This window comes from Pontibacter qinzhouensis (assembly GCF_008017455.1).
GTDB lineage: Bacteria > Bacteroidota > Bacteroidia > Cytophagales > Hymenobacteraceae > Pontibacter > Pontibacter qinzhouensis.
This window is the reverse complement of sequence record NZ_VRTY01000002.1, coordinates 38,229-55,477: the sequence shown is the minus strand read 5'-3', so window position 1 is coordinate 55,477 and position 17,249 is coordinate 38,229. Positions and strand designations below refer to the sequence as shown.

Genomic DNA, 17,249 nt, shown 5'->3' with positions numbered 1-17,249 from the left:
GCGCTCTATTGCACACTCCTCTCCTGCTAATTTAATTCGATTTCAGGGGTTTATACAGCTGCTCCTCTGCCACATCGTTTAAGAAAAGGATGTTTGGTTGCCGGTACAGTTCTATAAAATTACTCGCACTCTTCTGCCCCGGATAAGGTGCGTAATAATGATCAGGGCGCCCGTTGCGCCAAAGCAGCACATACGATAAACCGGAGTCCTTAACAATCGGTAACAGGGTCTCTGTCCACCAGTTTTCATCCGGAATCATTTCCAGGCCGGTTTCGGTCAGGGCCCACACTTTGTTTTTCTCCTGCCCTATCTCGCGCAGTGTTTCCACCATCCGGCGAGTATCTGGCACAAAAGAATCGGCAACACCGGGCTGCGGGCGGTGGTAAATGTCAAACCCTACCATATCCACGTAATCATCGCCGGGGTATCGCTCCAGGTAGTCTTCTTTGGAGTTGAACCTGTCGGTGGAGTAGGCGATCAGGAGGTTGTTTACTTTTTCTTCTTTGCGCAGATAGTCAATGGTAAAGCGCCACAGTTTTATGTATTCTTCAGGGGTGCAGTGGTCGCGTCCCCACCAGAACCAACTGCCAGTGTGCTCATGAAAAGGCCGGAACACCACCGGAATCAGTTCACCATCCGGGCCTTTCAGACTCTTCATAAAAGTTGCCAAGGTTCCTAGCCAGGACTTGTAGCGCTTCATCGCCTTTTTATCGGAGAACAGTTGTTTGATGGTGGAATCTACCTTATCCCAACTGGTTTTGGCAGGCTCCACCGGGTTATGCAAATGCCAGCTAAAGGTGTTCAGTCCGCCCATAGTGTACGCTTGCTGCGCCATGGCCTTCATTTTGTCGAAAGGCACCTCGTCGAGGTTTGCCTGCTTTCCCATCTCCAGTTCTCCCAGATCCCAGCCAAATACAGCAGGATATTCACCCGTCACTGCCTTTACATCGGAGCTGCCGGGTTCATAAGCCCAGCCTACTCCGTACGCTAAGTCGTCCTGATGGCCAAACATGACGCCCTTCTGCGAAAGCCGCTTCAGGTTGGCATATAAATTCTTTGTTTCGGGTGTTGCCTTCGGGTTTACAGGTCGTACTTGCGCCTTGCCCGACACTACCAGCAGGAGCACCAACAGGCAACATATAAGGTAAGTTACGGAAGGCCTTTTTCTTTGCATCTTGTTTAAGTTAAAGCAGTTAAACTGTAACACAGCGCATGGTAATCACCCTTGAATGGTGCTGGCATAAAATTCATTTGGAAGGCGATTTTCATTTGAATAATTCGTGCTTATCCCATCTTTCTTATGATTTCACCCTGTAGCCTTATTAAGACTAATAGACTTCTTCCTAGGAGCAGATCTTGAACCTAATAACTGTTAGCAAATCTATAGTTTTATGGCTACTTCAGCATAATACTATTTTATCATTTTGTTCACTATTAAACCTACTATCTAATACTCATAATCCTTTAAGGCAGGTGCTGGTTATTTGTATTAGGAGGTTTTTCTTAAAAAAAGGGGATAGAAAACAATAAAAAAGCGACATTTATAAATTTTGGTTTGAGTTTAATAATTAACAACCTTGTATATTATTTAATTAATATTTGATTTTATTTTAACTAAATCTTTAAATGATTTATATCTTTATCAAACATTTTCACTCTTACAATTAGGAATGTTCAGCTTTTAAAAGACCAACATTAACAACAAACAGCTGTTAATAAAATTAACTTTAAAACCAAATTCCCTTTTCTGAATTTCCGTTTCGCTTGTTTTATATGTCCTAACTATATCGCCTTATATGAGCAGCATTTACAGAGAAATAACGCCACTAACTCAGAACGACTGTTTCACCATTTTTTCGAGAGTGAAACAAGGTTTCGATTTCCCTTTACATAACCACGAAGAATTTGAGCTTAACTTCATTTCCAATGCTGCCGGTACCAAGCGCATTGTGGGAGACCATGTCGAAGTTATTGACGACCTGGATCTGGTACTGGTCGGGAGCAACCTGCCACACGGCTGGTTTACACACGAGTGCAGGAGCGACAAGATTTACGAGATTACGCTTCAGTTTCACCGCGACCTGTTCGATGAGAAATTTTTGCGACGTAACCAGCTAAACTTTATTCGGTCGTTGCTGGAGCGAGCCAGTAAAGGCATTTCCTTCTCCAGAGAAACAAAAGAAGCTTTTCAGCCCCGGCTGGAGCAGCTAACCCAAAAAAGCGGGTTCGACTCGGTGCTGGAGCTTATTTCTATTCTCCACGATCTGTCTACCTCGCGCAATATGCGGACCCTCTCTAACAGCACCTTCACCACCGACCAGATTAATTACCACAGCCGGCGCATAGAAAAAGCCTTTGAATACATGCAGACCTACTATAATAAAGATGTTTCGCTGGCGGATGTCTCTAAAGTGGTCAGTATGCCGGAAGTTTCGTTCAGCAGGTTCATTAAAAAGTGTACCGGAAAAACCTTTATTGACAGCCTCAACGAGATTCGCCTGGGCCATGCCTCCCGTATGCTCATCGACACGACTGATACAATTTCTGAAGTTTCCTACAAATGCGGTTTCAACAATCTATCATACTTCAACCGGATTTTTAAGAAGAAAAATGGCTGCACTCCTTCTGAGTTCCGCCAGAATTACTCTGGGGTAAGAGTCTTTATTTAGCAGGATGATTTTACCCACACGAAATTATAAATCTGAACTCCCACAATCAAAAAACGCCTAAAAACTTCTTCCGCTTATAAATGGCACCAAGGTCCTTTTCGAACAAAGAGAAAGGGTCGTGGTAAAACTCCATAAAATCCGGGACGCTGCCATGCCCTGGGTAAGGAGCGTAATAGTGCGTCGGGCTCCAAATGTCGTTTCGCCAGACAAGTACGTAAGCCAGCCGCATGCCTTCTGCTTTTAGGATGGGCAACAGCGTTTTTGTCCACCAGGTTTTGTTCGGAATAGACTCCAGCCCTGTTTCGGTAAAAGCAGCCAGCTTTTTCTTTTTAACCGCATAATCCGATACGATTTTAAGTTTCCTGGTAGCTGTTTCGATGTCGTACTGGTCGCGGCCTACATCGGCATAATTATCCATGCCGACCATGTCTACCCAGTCGTCGCCGGGGTAGCGCTCCAGAAACTCCGCTTCAGAATTAAACCTGTTATCGGGCGAGAAGGCGTAGATAAAATTATGCACCTGCAGGCTGTCTCTTAAATAAGTAACCGTAAATCGCCATAACTGAATAAAATCTTCGCGGGAGGTGTGGGCTTTTCCCCACCAGAACCAATCGCCATCGAACTCGTGGTAGGGCCTGAAAATGACAGGGACCAACGCACCATCTTCTCCTTTAATGCTGTGGGCCCACTCTCCGATTCCATTTAGTATTACTTTGTACTGCGCATGTGCCTCTCCCCCCGGAATTATATACTTAACGGCAGGAAGCGACACAGAATCTTTCCAGTAAAAGCCTCCTTCAGAAACCGGGTTATTAAAATGCCAGGCCACTGTGGTAATGCCGCCTCTGTTGTACGTGTCTACAACATTTTGCCGGACAGCCTCTTTCGCTCTCTCCATGGCCTCCGGGGAGCTACCCGAGAAGCCGCTGAAATCGACTCCAATGACAGCCGGATGAGACCCTGTAACCGATTTCACATCTGATCGTCCTGCTTCTCCTGCCCATCCGTGCCCGTATTCAGTTGCGTGCTGGTGCCCAAAAAGTGTATGCTTTCCGGATAACCGCCAAAGGTTCTGGTAAAGTGCCTTTGTTTCTCTCGTAGCCTGTTTGTCGATTAGCTGAACTTTTTGGGCCTGTGCCCCTGCTACAGCCGCAAGTAAACTAACTATAAGTAGCAGCGTGATTTTAGGCATGTTCCATAATTTTATCATAAAATAAAGGCAGTTAAAATCTCCCGGCCTTGAATAAACTAAATACTACAAATGCTGAAGAACTAATTACTATTCCCTTTAAATTTTAAAATATCAAGGCACTGTTAATATAGTTCCAGCGCTTTTAGCAACTGTTCCATCCGGTGCCCTTAGGCTTAACTGTTTCATAGTTTTGGCTCCGCGGCCGTGAGCGCTAAGACTTCTACAATGAAAAATGAAAGTCTAAGGGCACCGGATGAAGCTTTTACCAAATGTATTAGAACTAACCAAAAAATGCTGCATACTTGAAGGTGCGTAACATCAATTTCTAATTTACAAATAAACTAGCTGCTTACCCTTGACTTAAAATTTCAGAAAAAGCTTTGGAAGGCTTTTTTCATTTGAATAATTCCTTTATTAAATCTTGTAAGATCAGCTACTTCAGCGTTTATTTTAGCTCACTCCTTTTCCTGTTGCAGGGCTTCCAGTGCGGCGGCTAAGTATACAAGTGGGGCATTCCAGTTGATGGCAATCTCATTCGAGGCGTAGGAGCAATCATCATCGGTATACATTTCATCCGGGAATTCAGAGCGGTAGGTGGTACACTTGTCCTGTTGATTTGCTCTGGCGTTTGTGCCGCCAGACAGCAGGCCTGGCACAGGCTCCGGAATGCCATCGGCTACCGAAGGCCGGTGATGCGGATGAAGTGTGGATTTTTCTCCGAAGCCGGTTACAAAAGAATAGCCGGTGGCATTGCGCCCCAACAGGTAATCGAGGTTAGAGAGCGCTCCGTGCAGGTATTTTTTTTCTGACGTAACATTGTATGCCTGCAGCAAGGCGATTCCCTGGTTAGCAGCCACTGAACTGCTACCCCAGATGTAATCCTTCTCCGATTTCCCCATCACGGTGCCATACGACCGGTCAGCAGCACCCTCCAATAACTCATCTGCAAAGCGCAGTAGCCGTTTTTTTAGTTCGGGCTCGTCTTTTTGAGCCTCTGGCGTAAGGTTGCGGGCATGCCGAACCAAAGAATAATAACCGAGCAAACGTACCTGGTTCCAGCCCGGCAATGGCATGTTGGCATCAGGAAACAGTTTTACAGCCCGGTAATACGCAGCGTTTTTGGTAGTAACGTATAATTCGGAGGCTGCCCAGATAAATTCATCCGTCAGGTCTGAATCGCCATAAGCTCCTGTGCTTATAGCTGGTTCGAATCGCTTGTTCAGGTCGTCCTGTTGGTACAGGATAGCTGGGTTTTGCTGCGCCCACTCCCAGGCTTTTGTAGCCGCAACCAGGCAGGAATCTGATAAACCAGGAAATGTACTTTCAAACGGTTTGTAAACGCGGCTGGCCTGGGCCATAACAGCAGCAAAGTCGAGGGTGGCGGCAGTTCCTTTCTGCACCACATACCGTACGCCATTGGCTTCAGAAGGCATCACCATACCGTCAAAAGCCGGGTTCGTCAGTTTATGGTAAACGCCTCCATCGCCAGGGTCCTGCATCGTAAGCATCCAGCGGAGGTTCCAAAGCACTTCATCCAGCAGGTCAGGCACCTTGTTGCCGCTCTCTGGAATATTCAGCTGCTGCTGCTGAAAGTAATCCGGAAAATCTTCGTAAGCTGCTAACAGCGTGCCCATGGTAATACCGCTGTTCACGATATACTTGTTGTAATCTCCGGCATCATACCAGCCTTTTGCTGATGAAATGACCGTACCTGCTGGTCGCTGAGCAGTAGCGGCTGACGGATGAACCAGCACCTCGCTGTCGGGGTGACCTGCAGGCCGGTGCCATTTACCTGCGTACTCAGGTTGGAGGTCGGTGGAGGCACGCTGGAAGTAAAATCCTTTCAGGGCAGCCGCCGCCAATTCTTTATGCACCTCCTGCTTCACATCAAAAGCAAAAGAATGCCCTACCCCTGGCACTACCAGTACAAAGTTTCCGGTGGCGGAGAAATCAGAAAAATCGGCCAGGCGCGTCTGTTTCTGCGAGTATTCTCCTGCCCTGGCTTCTGCCAGCCGGCCAGTGAAAACCGTTTCAGACAGGTCAGATGTTTTAAGGTAGAAGGTGTCTCCTCCGGTCTCACCTGTAACGATGGCTATTTTGGGTGCGGATAGATAAAAGCCAACCTGGTTCAGGTGAATGTTTTCGGTCAGTTCGTTTTCCATAGCAACGGTTGCCTGCCGTGGAGATGAACAAGCAAAGCCCAGGCAAACGATGCCAGAGAAGAAAACTTGTAAGGCGTATTTATTTGGCATAAGGTCTTTGGATTGATGAAATTTTAAACAGGCCCTTTTGAAGTTGAAGCAGAGGGAAAATGTGAAACCATTTCAAGAATAACAGCACCTACAGAAATTATTTGAATGAAAACTGCCTTCCAAAGGTGAAAATGCCTTTTGAGCTCCAAGGCTTCTTTGTCTGAAAACCTTACTTTCTACCTACCTGCTCCAGCCGCTCCGGAAAGCAAATTATCAGGTTACTCTTTTATTACTTTCAGGGTACCTTGTTGTGGCACCTCCACCAGGTATACCCCCGAAGGAAATCCGGCAAACGATACAACAGTAGAAGTGCCTTGAACGAACTGCTCTTTTACCAATTGCCCCAACAGATTGTAGATTTTGATGTTGCCCAGGTTTCGCTGGCTGCTTAGCATCAGTTTGTCCACTATTTTGGTCGGGTAGGCTTCAAAGGTGGCCGGTTCTGCCATCTTATCTTTGCTGCCGGTGGTAACGGGCCGGGTGTAGGTCTTCAGAGCAGGCATTTCATCGAGGGTAATTACGTAATCATGGGCAAACATTTTCTTCCAGAGGTCCAGTGAATTGTACTGGCTGCTGCGCGTATAATTTCCATACCAGGGCATGAACCAGGACCAGGCTGCACCATCCTGCACCAGGTTATCTACATCCGGAAAGGAACCCACCTCGCTCAATGCAATCATTTTTTTGCCGCCATACAAGGCGTTCAGGTTGTTAAATTCTATGGCGTGGGAGCTGTGGTCTCCATCTTTGTAAATATCACGGCCAACTATGTCTACATATTCATCGCCCGGATACCAGGCATCATCTCCGGGCTCTCTCGTCCAGACCCAGATCAGGTTACGCAGCCCGTGGTGGTGAACCATGCGGTTGTACATCAGCTGCCACAATGCTTTAAGCGGCTCCGGACCTTTGGTGCCCCACCAGAACCAGCCACCTGCCGCCTCGTGCAGGGGCCTCCAGATAACTGGTACGTTATGGTCCTGCAGCTCCTTCAGCAAAACGGAAATATAATCTATATCGGCCAGCATGGCTTTGTAGGCTGCTGAGTTTTGATCCGAGACTTTGGAAATATCGAAAACTGTTCCGTTTGGCTTGCCTGAATTTCGGGCATAAAACTCTTCCGTCGCCCGAGAAGGGTCTCGCCAATGCCACATCAGGTTGGGTATGCCGTTGCGGTTGTACCAGCTTTTGGCATCGTTAATGGGTTCTTTGCTATTGTACCAGCTGTAGTTGCGGCCGCTGTGCATAAAATCAAGGCCGAGCAGGGCTGGCTCTTTGCCAGTGTTTTGCTTGAGCCAGTTTACCTCGTCCATGCTGTTGAGCGTCATCACACCCGATATGATTTTTTTACTGTAGTTATCGAGCAGGAAGTTATAAAGGGCTGTAGCCTCTGCTGTTGCATTTGGTGTAACGAGCGTCTGGTTCAGGTTGAAACGGTCTGTGGCATTTACCTTCTCCAGTTCAATATAATCTATGTTAATCCAGCCCCACGATTTCTTTATGGCCAGTGTGTGCGCGCCAGCCGCCAGCTTGTACGTATTTACTACCTTGTGGCTACCATATTGCGGATTATTAGGTAAATGAAAGTCTGCAGACACCCCATTCAGAGAGATAATATTTGTTTTTTCGCCATTAGGAGCCGATGCTCTTACAGTAATATTATAAAAGCCTTCAGTCGGCAGTGAGATGGCAAACGTTAAGCTACCCTCGCCTTGAGCTACGGCAGCGCCACCTGAACAAGAAGCACAGTTTATTTTAGAGGCACCACCTGCCAGGCGTGCGCCTTCTGCCTCATATTTCTGAGCAAGCGCATCTGGCCTTACCAGGTATACCAGCACCAGAAAAAAGGCTGTTCTAACTATCCTGTTCATGCTTATTTTCTGAAGTTTCAGCATTTTGGTGGCTCATTTTTTAGGGTTAACGCTTACTTAAAGGCGGCACTTCAGCATACCATAAAATGTTTTTAATAACCTTTGATAAACACCTCTAATATCTATAAAGAGGCAGAACCTTGATTTGAACTGGTTAGAAGGTTAGATTACCGGTAATCACTCCTCCTCGTCAACACTCATTCAAAACTTCTCAGTCTTCAAATTACCAGATACTCAAATCAAAAAATGCAGGGCACTAACCTATAAGCATCTAAATAATATTTTTCTAATGAAAGTGGCCTTCCAAAGGTTTTATCCCTTTTTCCTTCCAAGGGTAGCACTTAGATTGTAGTTGTTATCTGCATCTAACCAAAGAGGCAATGGGTATAAAAGAGGAAGAGTATTGCCACTCTCCCTCTTCTGAATTTACTTGACGTTCTTACCTTAATCCCATATCGTCTATGAAAACTGTATTTGGGTTAGTGCCATAATTCTTAACCATAAACTCTGAAATACCTGCCGAAATATCGCCGAACTCACTTAAGGCTATTTCAACTTTTTGCCACTCGCCTTGCTTCAGGGTGAAGCTAGGTTCCGCAGAATAAGCACCAGAAGTGGTTTTAAGCTGTATAGCCATGCGGTTGTCGCCGGAGCCACCGTATACGTACAGTACCAGGTGGGTATAACCTGCAAGCGCTTTCGGGTTATTCGGGTGCAGCTGCAGGGCACCGTAGGCATCGTTGTAAACCACCTTAATGGCTTTTGTGCCTCTGCTTACACGTTCGGTGCTTTCCAGGTCCTGACTGGTGGTACCCCAGCCACCCCATTTCTGCCACTCATCGTCCTTTTCAGACCGCAAGGCATCGTTATAGATGTAGTAGGAGATATTGGGAGCTTCTGTTCCGATCTGCGCCTGTTTGTCGGTCGTTACCTCGAAGTTTGAGTGTGTGATAAGCTTGAGTACGCCTGTCTTAGCTGCAGCCGGCACGGTAAGCACAATTTGTGTTGCGTTCTGGGCTACAAACGTAGATACGGTAGCACCACCTGTAAACACTACCGATTTTACCAGGTTAAGCTCTGTGCCGGAAATAGTCAGGTAATTTCCTGCTATAACGGGTTCAGGCGCCACATTGGTAATTACCGGCAACACAATTGTAACCTGTGCATCCGTCTCAATCACATAATTTTTTACGGTAGTTATTGTCAGGGCTCCTCTTTTGGCATTCATGGGCACTTTTACAACGATGCTGTTGGCTGACTGACTTACAAACGTCGAAACCACTGTTCCCCCCTGGAACGTAATGCTTTTAACCAGATCGAGGTTCGAGCCATTAATGGTCAGGTTCTGGCCTGGGTCTACGGGGCTTGGCGAAACCGACGTAATGGCTGGCAGCACAATGGTAAGCTCTTGTGTTGTTTGCACTTCTACACCGGAGTTTGCCACTAGCGTTAACTTTCCTTTGGAGGCGTTGTCCGGCACCTTTACTACGAGTTGGGTAGCGGTTTTGCTTACAAAGCTGCTCACATTGGCTGCGCCCACGCCCGTAAATTTAATTTCTTTTACCAGGTTCAGGTTGGTGCCGGTTAGTGTCAGATTTTCGCCATGCTTTATGGCAGTCGGAGCCAGTGAGGCTACAGCTGGCAAGTGCAGCACAACTTCCTGCGTAATTGTCACTTCTTCATCAGAAAGCGCCACTAGCGTCAGAACACCCTTTGCAGCATTTTCAGGCACTTTCAAAACAATTTCTGTTTCTGTTTGACTTGCAAAGCTGGTTACTGAAACATTGCCTGCACCAGTAAAATTCACCTGCTTCACCAGGTCCAGGTTAGTGCCGGTTATGGTCAGGTTTTCTCCATTGTGCAGCGTAGCAGGAGCCACAGCGGTAACAGCAGGGAGAGTTATTACCAGTTCTTCCTCTGTTTCTACAAAGGTGGGTTTTGTACCTCCGCCAACTAATACCAATTTGCCGGTTTTTGCGGTTAGCGGCACCCGCAACACCAGTTCCGTGGCCGACTGGCTTACAAATTCAGCCACTGTGTCGCTTTCAAAGACCACACCTTCTACCCAGTTCAGCTTGGTGCCGGTAATCGTGATATTGGTGCCTGGCTTAGCTTCAGGCGTAACAGCCGTAATCGTAATGGGAACTTCAAAACTCAAAACTGTTTTTGAAACTACCTCTTCACCTCCGCTTAACTTCAGGGTAACCAGGCCAGCCATGGCCTCCTGCGGCACCACAAGCCGGATAAGCTCCGGCGTCTGCTCCAGGAAACTAGCCTTAGCCACGGTTACGCCTGCCATTTCTATGGCATCTACTTTGGTAAGGTTGCGGCCAATGAAGCGGATTTCTTCGCCATGCTGCACACCGGTAGGTCCAAAGCTGAGCAGTTCTACCTGGCCAGTGTTTGGCATGGTTTCATCGTCGTCGTCGCAGGCAGTTAAAAAGCCTAAACAAATTACCAGGCAGGCAAGTATTATCAGCTTTACATTATAAAATTTCTTCATCTCTGATTTTGTTTAAACGGTTATTTAACTGGAACCACCCGCATGTTATCTAAAGCGAAATTTGCATTTACTGCCAATGGGCCGCTGAAGTGGAAGGAGACACCATAGCCGCTTTCGGTATAAGGGAACGATTTGTTCGCAACATAGAAATCCTCAAAAGGAATGCTAACCGTTTGCCAGGTGCCGTCAGTACTGATATTAGGTTTCCATATATAATGGGTATTCCCTCTTTCTGAGCCCATGTCGCCGGGACCCATATACATCCTTACTTCTGCACCTGTTAAAGAGGCTAATGTGTTTATCTCGAATTTGAGGACATAATTTTTAGGGTTCGCAATGGCAGCTGCCGGAATGTTACGGGTTTCTTTAGCTGCATCGCTGTTGTTAGGACCCACGTAGAACTCAAACCAGGCCCAGGCACCTAACTCTCTGTTTATGCGGAGAAACTTACCGTTTATAGGGGTAATATCCGGATCAGATTCTTTTATAAAATCAGGGCCATGCCACAAACCTTCTGTCGGACCGTCGAAAGTGGCAATCAGGTTGCGGTTGTCACGGAACCAGAAATCAGACTTCGATTGTCCGAAATTAGTTGTAACCGTTATGGGACCAGGTTCAGCACCTTCCGGCACTGTAACTTCTATCACATCATCCTCTACACGCACCACATTACCCTGTGCTCCGCCAGTAAAGGTTACCGTTAGCGGTTCATAAAAGAAATCTCCGGTAATAGTAGCTACCTGGCCTGCATTGGCGTATTCTCCGAGCATCGAGGCAATTACCGGCTCACTTATATCTACCGTGAAATTATGAATAAGTGAATCGCCATTAGCAAACACAAGCTTCATCCTGTTCGAAATCTGTGTAGGGATCTGGGAAGGAACTCTTGTAATAATCGTGTTATTGGTGATGTAGGTCGGCGTTAGGGTTCCCTGCAGGTTGTTAAACCATATTTCCCGGGCGTTACCCAGGTTCTGACCAATAATGGCAATCATGCTGCCCTGCCCTGCTTTGGCTATAAGCGAATCTGAAGCCTCTGGCCTTGTAACCCTGATGTAGTTGATCATGGGCCTGCCATTGTTCGGAAGATTTTCATCATCTGAACAGCCCGAAAACATTCCTGCCGTCGCTACCGCGAAGAAAAGGAATAACCATGCTGTATATCTTGATTTCATGAACTTTTGCTTTATAAATCCTTTTTAAAATACTGCTTAACCGCCAAAGTCATAAGGAACAGGGTCTGCCCGAAGACTTGGTGCCTGGCTGGCTTCTGCTGCCGGAATCGGCAATTCGAAGTTGCCTGAATTGGCGTTTGCTGTTCTGTCTGCAAACCATTCTGTTTTGGTAAAGGTCCAGGCGGTTGGGTTTGGCATTCTGTTCGGCTTCACCACAAACAGGCCCCGATCCTGGTTATTAATGATATCATAGGCTTTTTGCGGATTGTAATAATGCAGGCGCACCAGATCGTACCATGCCAGCCCTTCCATGGCAAATTCCTTTATCCGCTCCTCAAAAATATCGTCCCAGGTTAACGGATCTTCAAATGCAGGCAAGCCGGCGCGCTGGTGCACTTTGTTAAAGAATTCAACTGCCAGAACATCGGTGGTGGAAGCACTGTTGCCCAGAACTGCCTCTGCATAAATCAGGTAAATCTCTGCCAACCGTAGCATATACGTATTGTTAGGATAGCGCTGCTGCATGGCCTGCCCGCCCACATCCTTGGCCTTGCCTACTACATACTTTTTGATGCTGGCAAAACTCTGGTCTGCTGTAGCTGCCGGTGCCGGAAACACAAGTCCCTGCTCTGTTTCTTTCCCATCGGAGTCTCTCACCGTCTGCGAAATTTCAGGATAATGGAAGCCAGGCAGCATATAGCTGGCCTTCAGGCGTTGGTCTAGTGTGAAACCTGGTCTGGCACCATTGTCCTGTATCAGACCATCGTACAGGCTCAGCATCCACCACGATGCACCCAGGTCACCGCCCCAGCCATCGCCATTGGCAATGTCGTTGCTGAACGTGATCTGTGAAACCATGGTATTGGCATAGCCATAGTTGGTGGTAAATACCCATTGCTGCTCAAACAGCGATTCGTTGTTGTTATCGTAAGGGTACCGGAACAAGTCAGCGTAGTTTGGCAACAGCATTTTTCCGCTTCCGGCAATTACACTTTCGGCATATTGCTTGGCTTTATCAAGATGCTCCTGCTTCCGTACGCCTCCACTAGCCTCTACACCTGCCCGTGTAAGGTAGGTTCTGGCCAACATTCCTTCCGCCGACCACCTGGTAACTCTGCCTGGCTGAACCGGGGTTGCAGGCAAATTCTCGGCTGCGAAAATATAATCCCTTGTAATGAACTCCCAAACACTTTCTACCGTGTTGCGTGTAAGGCCTCCACTGTTCAGCAGCTCCAGGTTATTTTCAATGATCGGCACCGGTCCGTAGTTCGATACCAAATAAGAATAGGCAGTGGCCCGCATAAACCGTGCTTCGGCAATGGCATGGTTTTTTACAGCTTCACTTACTTCCGGTCCTGCATAGCGGTTTAAATTTTGAATTAGAGTGTTCGATTGACCAACCACGATAAAAAATGCCCGGTAAGCCTCGCTGTTAGCCGTAGAAACAGCCGTCGTGTTAAACAGCACATTGTCTCTGTCGCCCCAGGCTCTGAAGGTGGTGCCTGCTCTTAAATCGCCCAGCGCCCAGGAAGCCTTGTCTACGTAATCTTTCCAGACGACACTATAGAGTGGTGCTGAAGCAGCCAGTACCTGTTCGTTGTTCTTAAAGAAGTTAGCATCTACTAAGGTATCTAATGGAGGCCTTTCCAGGTATTCTTTTTCACAGCCCGAGAATAAGGAAAGTGCCATGATGCCGGTAATGAATATATATTTATTTTTCATTTTGCTTGTAGCTTTAAATTAGAAGTCAACTCCAACACTGAAAGAATAAATCGGGGTTAAGGGGTAGCGTCCGTAATCCACACCAATGGCGGCTGCGTTCGGGTTCTCCAGCCCACCAACGTGCGAGCCTACTTCCGGGTCGAAACCGGAGTAACCTGTCAGGGTGGCTATGTTCTGAGCACTTATGGCTACCCGTGCGGCTTTTACAAACTTCTGGCGGTTTAGCAAGGAAGTTGGCAGGTTGTAATTCAGGGTCACGTTTTTGAGCCGTACAAAAGAGCCATCTTCCACATATTTATTTGTATGACGCTCAAAGTTGTTGTTCCTGTTACCACCAGACATTCTGGCTACTGTGGTGCCGGGGTTCAGCAGGTATGGGTTGCCTTCGCCGTCTAATTCTACTTTAGCATAATCAAAAGCACCTACAAACAGGTTACGACCCAGGTTTATGTTGTTGGGGTTGGAGTTCTCGTTGCGCAAATAATTATAGATGTCGTTGCCGATGGTGCTGGTAACAAGCACGCTTAAGTCAAAGCCCTTATAAGAAAAGGTGTTGGTGAAGCCTGCAAAATACTTCGGCCATGGGTTCCCGATAAACGTCTGGTCCTCACCGGTAATAACTCCGTCACCATTAATATCTTTGTACTTAATATCGCCTACCCAGATGCTGTTCTCTCCTATCGGGTACGGGTTACCGTTGTTATCAGCCGGACGTGGGTGAGTCATCAGGTCATCCATATCCTGGAAAATACCTTCTTCTATATAGCCATAGAACAACCAGGGTGCCTGCCCCACCACAGAGCGCTGTGCCCAGTTAATCCACTCTCTGGTAGTTCGGTTCAGGATACTACTTTCAGAAGAAAGCGTCAGGAGTTCTGTTCTGAAATGAGAAATATTGAAGTTAGATTCCCACCTGAAATCTGGTCTGTCGATGTTTACCGTGTTTAAGGTAAGGCTCCAGCCTTTATTCTGCAATGAGCCAATGTTAACGTTAGGAGGCAACACAGCACCATTGCCGTTAGTACCCATGTACCAGGGCAGCGTGGCTTCCAGAATCAGGTTGTCTGTGTTCTTGATGTAGTAGTCTGCTTCTATCTGAATTCTGTTGTCGAACAGGCCCAGGTTTAAGCCAAAGTTATTTGTTTTTGTTTCTTCCCACTGAAAATTCGGGTTCGGGTACCTTTCAGGAATAAAGCCTGTGCCCCAAGGAGTTGGCCCCGGAGACAACCTGCCGTAGATGGCCCCGCTGCCACCCTGGTTGCCTGTAAGACCAATTTCGTAACGTAAGCGTAAGTCGCTGACAAAAGGAAGGCTGAAAAATGCTTCTTCCGAAACACGCCAGGCAGCAGAAACAGACGGGAAGTAACCCCATTTGTTTTCCGGACCAAAGTTTATTGATCCATCAGCCCTGAAAGCAGCCTGCACTATATAACGATCGTTAAAGTTATAGTTAATGCGGCCCAGATACGACTCCATTGCCCAATCGCCATGCCCACCGTTTGCTACACTTGTCAGTATATCTCCTGCGTTCAGGTCCAGCACATCATTGGTCTGGAAGCCACGGCGTTCGCCATATAGGTTTCGCCAGGTAGACTCCTGCGCCTCGTGCGTTGCCATTACGTTTATGCTGTGTTTGCCAAACGTTTTCTGGTACTGCAGCATCTGGTTCCAGTTCCAGTAAGTGTTCTGGCTATTGTTGTTATTTAACCTGGCTTCGGTGTTTGTCTGGTACCCGAACCTGTAGGTTGGCAGAAAAAAGGTGGAGTTAGAGAAGTTCACATTTCCGTTTACTGAAGTTCTGAAATCCAGCCCTTCCAGAATATGAAAAGCCATGGTTATGCCGCCCAGGAACTGCCGTCTGGTTAATTCGTTTGTAGTGATATTTGCCAGACCTATCGGGTTTGGTGGCGTAAACTGTTCTGCTGTGTTGGTTGCTGATACTACACCGCCGCCATAAGTTCCGTCTATGTTAGTAACCGGTATATGCGGAGGCAACTGTATGGCTCTAGAAATAATGTTAGACTGTGTGGTGGCTAAGCGCTCATCGGTTTGAGAGTAGTTCACATTACCGTTTATAGTAAGCCATTTTTTTGCTTTGTTGTCTAGGTTCAAGCGTACAGAATAGCGGTTAAAGCCGGAGCCAAGTGCTATGCCGTCCTGGTCGAGGTACTCGCCGGAAAGGTAGTAAGTTGTTTTATCGCCACCGCCACTCAAACTAACCTGGTGTTTTTGCATAGGCGCGGTCTGGAATAACTCTTTCTGCCAGTCTGTTCCTGCTCCCAGCAACGATGGATCCAGAAACTCCTCGCGAACGGCACCACCTGCTATTCCTTTGTACTCATTATCCATTTGAGCATATTGCCGCAGGTCCATTACCTCCAATCCTTTCGGGGCGGTTTGAATACTGTGCATGTAGGAATAATTGATACGAACCTCGCCAGCCTTACCTCTTTTAGTTGTAATTAAAACTACGCCGTTGGTTGCTCGCGATCCATAAACAGCTGTGGCTGAAGGCCCTTGCAGAATCTCCATGCTTTCGATGTCAGACGGGTTCAGTGTAGACAATGGGTTGGAGCCTGAAGCTGAAACGGAGCCTTGTATCTGCACACCATCAATAACATACAGTGGCTCGTTGCTTCCGTTAATAGAATTTACGCCCCTGATGTTCACAGATATACCGCCACCCGGTGCGCCCGTGTTCTGGGTAACGTATACACCTGCCGCTCGGCCCTGAATAGCCTGCTCTATGGTCGTGTTTACGGTTTTTTCGATGGAAGCCGAACTGATAGTCGACTGGGCACCTGTTAAGTCCGATCGTCTGAGTTCGCCATACCCGGTTACAACCACTTCCTGCAGCACCCTCTCATCGGGCACCAGGTTAACTGAAACCGTTGTTCTGCCGTTTACCGGCACTTCCTGCATTATAAACCCGATAGAAGATACTACCAGCACGGCATCTGTAGGAGCCTGTAACTGAAAATTACCGTCGATGTCAGTTACTGTGCCGTTAGTACTTCCTTTTACACCTATGCTAACTCCTGGCAACCCTTTGTTGTCTTGCGAAGAAATTACTTTGCCGCTTACCATTTGTGTTGTTTGGGCAAACCCAGAGAAAACCTGCAGCAAAAGCATCGCTACAGCTAATGGAACCAACCTCCAGGCACAGGAGAAATTACGAATAGGCTTGTTGTGGAAACACTGCCCATATGGGTATATGTTCTTCATCATAAATATTGGTTTTCGTTATACTATATATCTCAGATCAAAATTAATAACCTCTTGGTAAGGTGTAAGTGAGGGGCATGAGGTTGTGCTGCTTGTATACACATGTGCTTTGTAATTATGCACGTAAAATGGCACCAGCACCAAACTTTAAAATCCCTTTTATTATGTAGGGTAGAAAATCATTCCTGCTTTCATTACACCTTATGAACTAATTGATGTACCAGCCTTTGTTTGCCCTGGCATTACCTGGTTTTTCTAGGGTTATATTTCCTGGGTTCCCGGTAGCCTCCTTATTGCCTACATTTCTGCTCTAAACTATAAAAGGAAAAAAACAGCAGCAGTTAAACTATACTTGCTTTGTAACTAAATCAAATAAATAAATCTATTCGCACACTAACAAATGTTAGCTGTAAAAGTTTTATAGTTTGTTAAAATAGTATTACCCTTTTCAGAAATTCAATTTTACTAAATAAACAATTAACTTAAATAACGAACAGTAGGATGAACAGTAGGTATAACTTTAGCTAATGCAGAACAGCCAATTATACCTAAAAGTAGGTTAATGAGCTTATCGCAATAATAATGGAGATAAAGAAGGAAAACATGTGGTGGTATTTATAGAAATTAAATTAAAAATTTT

General features: G+C 46.6%; 9 protein-coding genes. 1 reads left to right on the top strand and 8 read right to left on the bottom strand.

The window, feature by feature from the left end:
• Positions 1 to 31: 31 nt before the first annotated feature.
• Positions 32 to 1,174, bottom strand: coding sequence for a glycoside hydrolase family 26 protein (locus FVR03_RS00790; RefSeq protein ID WP_147919851.1), 1,143 nt, complete (start codon positions 1,172 to 1,174; stop codon positions 32 to 34).
• A 622-nt stretch (positions 1,175 to 1,796) separates the two neighbouring features.
• Between FVR03_RS00790 and FVR03_RS00785 the strand changes: the two genes are divergently transcribed.
• Positions 1,797 to 2,669, top strand: a complete 873-nt coding sequence (locus tag FVR03_RS00785; RefSeq protein WP_147919850.1) for an AraC family transcriptional regulator — start codon at positions 1,797 to 1,799, stop codon at positions 2,667 to 2,669.
• A gap of 46 nt (positions 2,670 to 2,715) precedes the next feature.
• Here FVR03_RS00785 and FVR03_RS00780 read toward each other — a convergent pair whose 3' ends face one another.
• The 7 genes from FVR03_RS00780 to FVR03_RS00750 all read right to left on the bottom strand — a co-directional run bounded on the left by FVR03_RS00780 (position 2,716) and on the right by FVR03_RS00750 (position 16,612).
• Positions 2,716 to 3,879, bottom strand: a complete 1,164-nt coding sequence (locus FVR03_RS00780; RefSeq protein ID WP_187269987.1) for a glycoside hydrolase family 26 protein — start codon at positions 3,877 to 3,879, stop codon at positions 2,716 to 2,718.
• 437 nt (positions 3,880 to 4,316) lie between these two features.
• Positions 4,317 to 6,023 (bottom strand): glycoside hydrolase family 9 protein, encoded by a 1,707-nt coding sequence (locus tag FVR03_RS00775; protein ID WP_255473990.1) that lies wholly within the window; start codon positions 6,021 to 6,023, stop codon positions 4,317 to 4,319.
• Positions 6,024 to 6,331: 308 nt separating this feature from the next.
• Complete coding sequence (locus FVR03_RS00770; protein WP_187269986.1) at positions 6,332 to 7,984, bottom strand: glycosyl hydrolase; 1,653 nt, start codon at positions 7,982 to 7,984, stop codon at positions 6,332 to 6,334.
• A 439-nt stretch (positions 7,985 to 8,423) separates the two neighbouring features.
• Positions 8,424 to 10,487, bottom strand: a complete 2,064-nt coding sequence (locus tag FVR03_RS00765; protein WP_147919847.1) for an IPT/TIG domain-containing protein — start codon at positions 10,485 to 10,487, stop codon at positions 8,424 to 8,426.
• Between the two features lie 20 nt (positions 10,488 to 10,507).
• Complete coding sequence (locus FVR03_RS00760) at positions 10,508 to 11,662, bottom strand: glycan-binding surface protein (RefSeq protein ID WP_147919846.1); 1,155 nt, start codon at positions 11,660 to 11,662, stop codon at positions 10,508 to 10,510.
• Between the two features lie 36 nt (positions 11,663 to 11,698).
• The gene (locus FVR03_RS00755; RefSeq protein WP_147919845.1) at positions 11,699 to 13,384 is read right to left on the bottom strand and encodes a RagB/SusD family nutrient uptake outer membrane protein; all 1,686 of its coding nucleotides are present in this window, start codon (positions 13,382 to 13,384) and stop codon (positions 11,699 to 11,701) included.
• An 18-nt stretch (positions 13,385 to 13,402) separates the two neighbouring features.
• The gene (locus FVR03_RS00750) at positions 13,403 to 16,612 is read right to left on the bottom strand and encodes a SusC/RagA family TonB-linked outer membrane protein (protein ID WP_147919844.1); all 3,210 of its coding nucleotides are present in this window, start codon (positions 16,610 to 16,612) and stop codon (positions 13,403 to 13,405) included.
• Between the last annotated feature and the right edge of the window lie 637 nt (positions 16,613 to 17,249).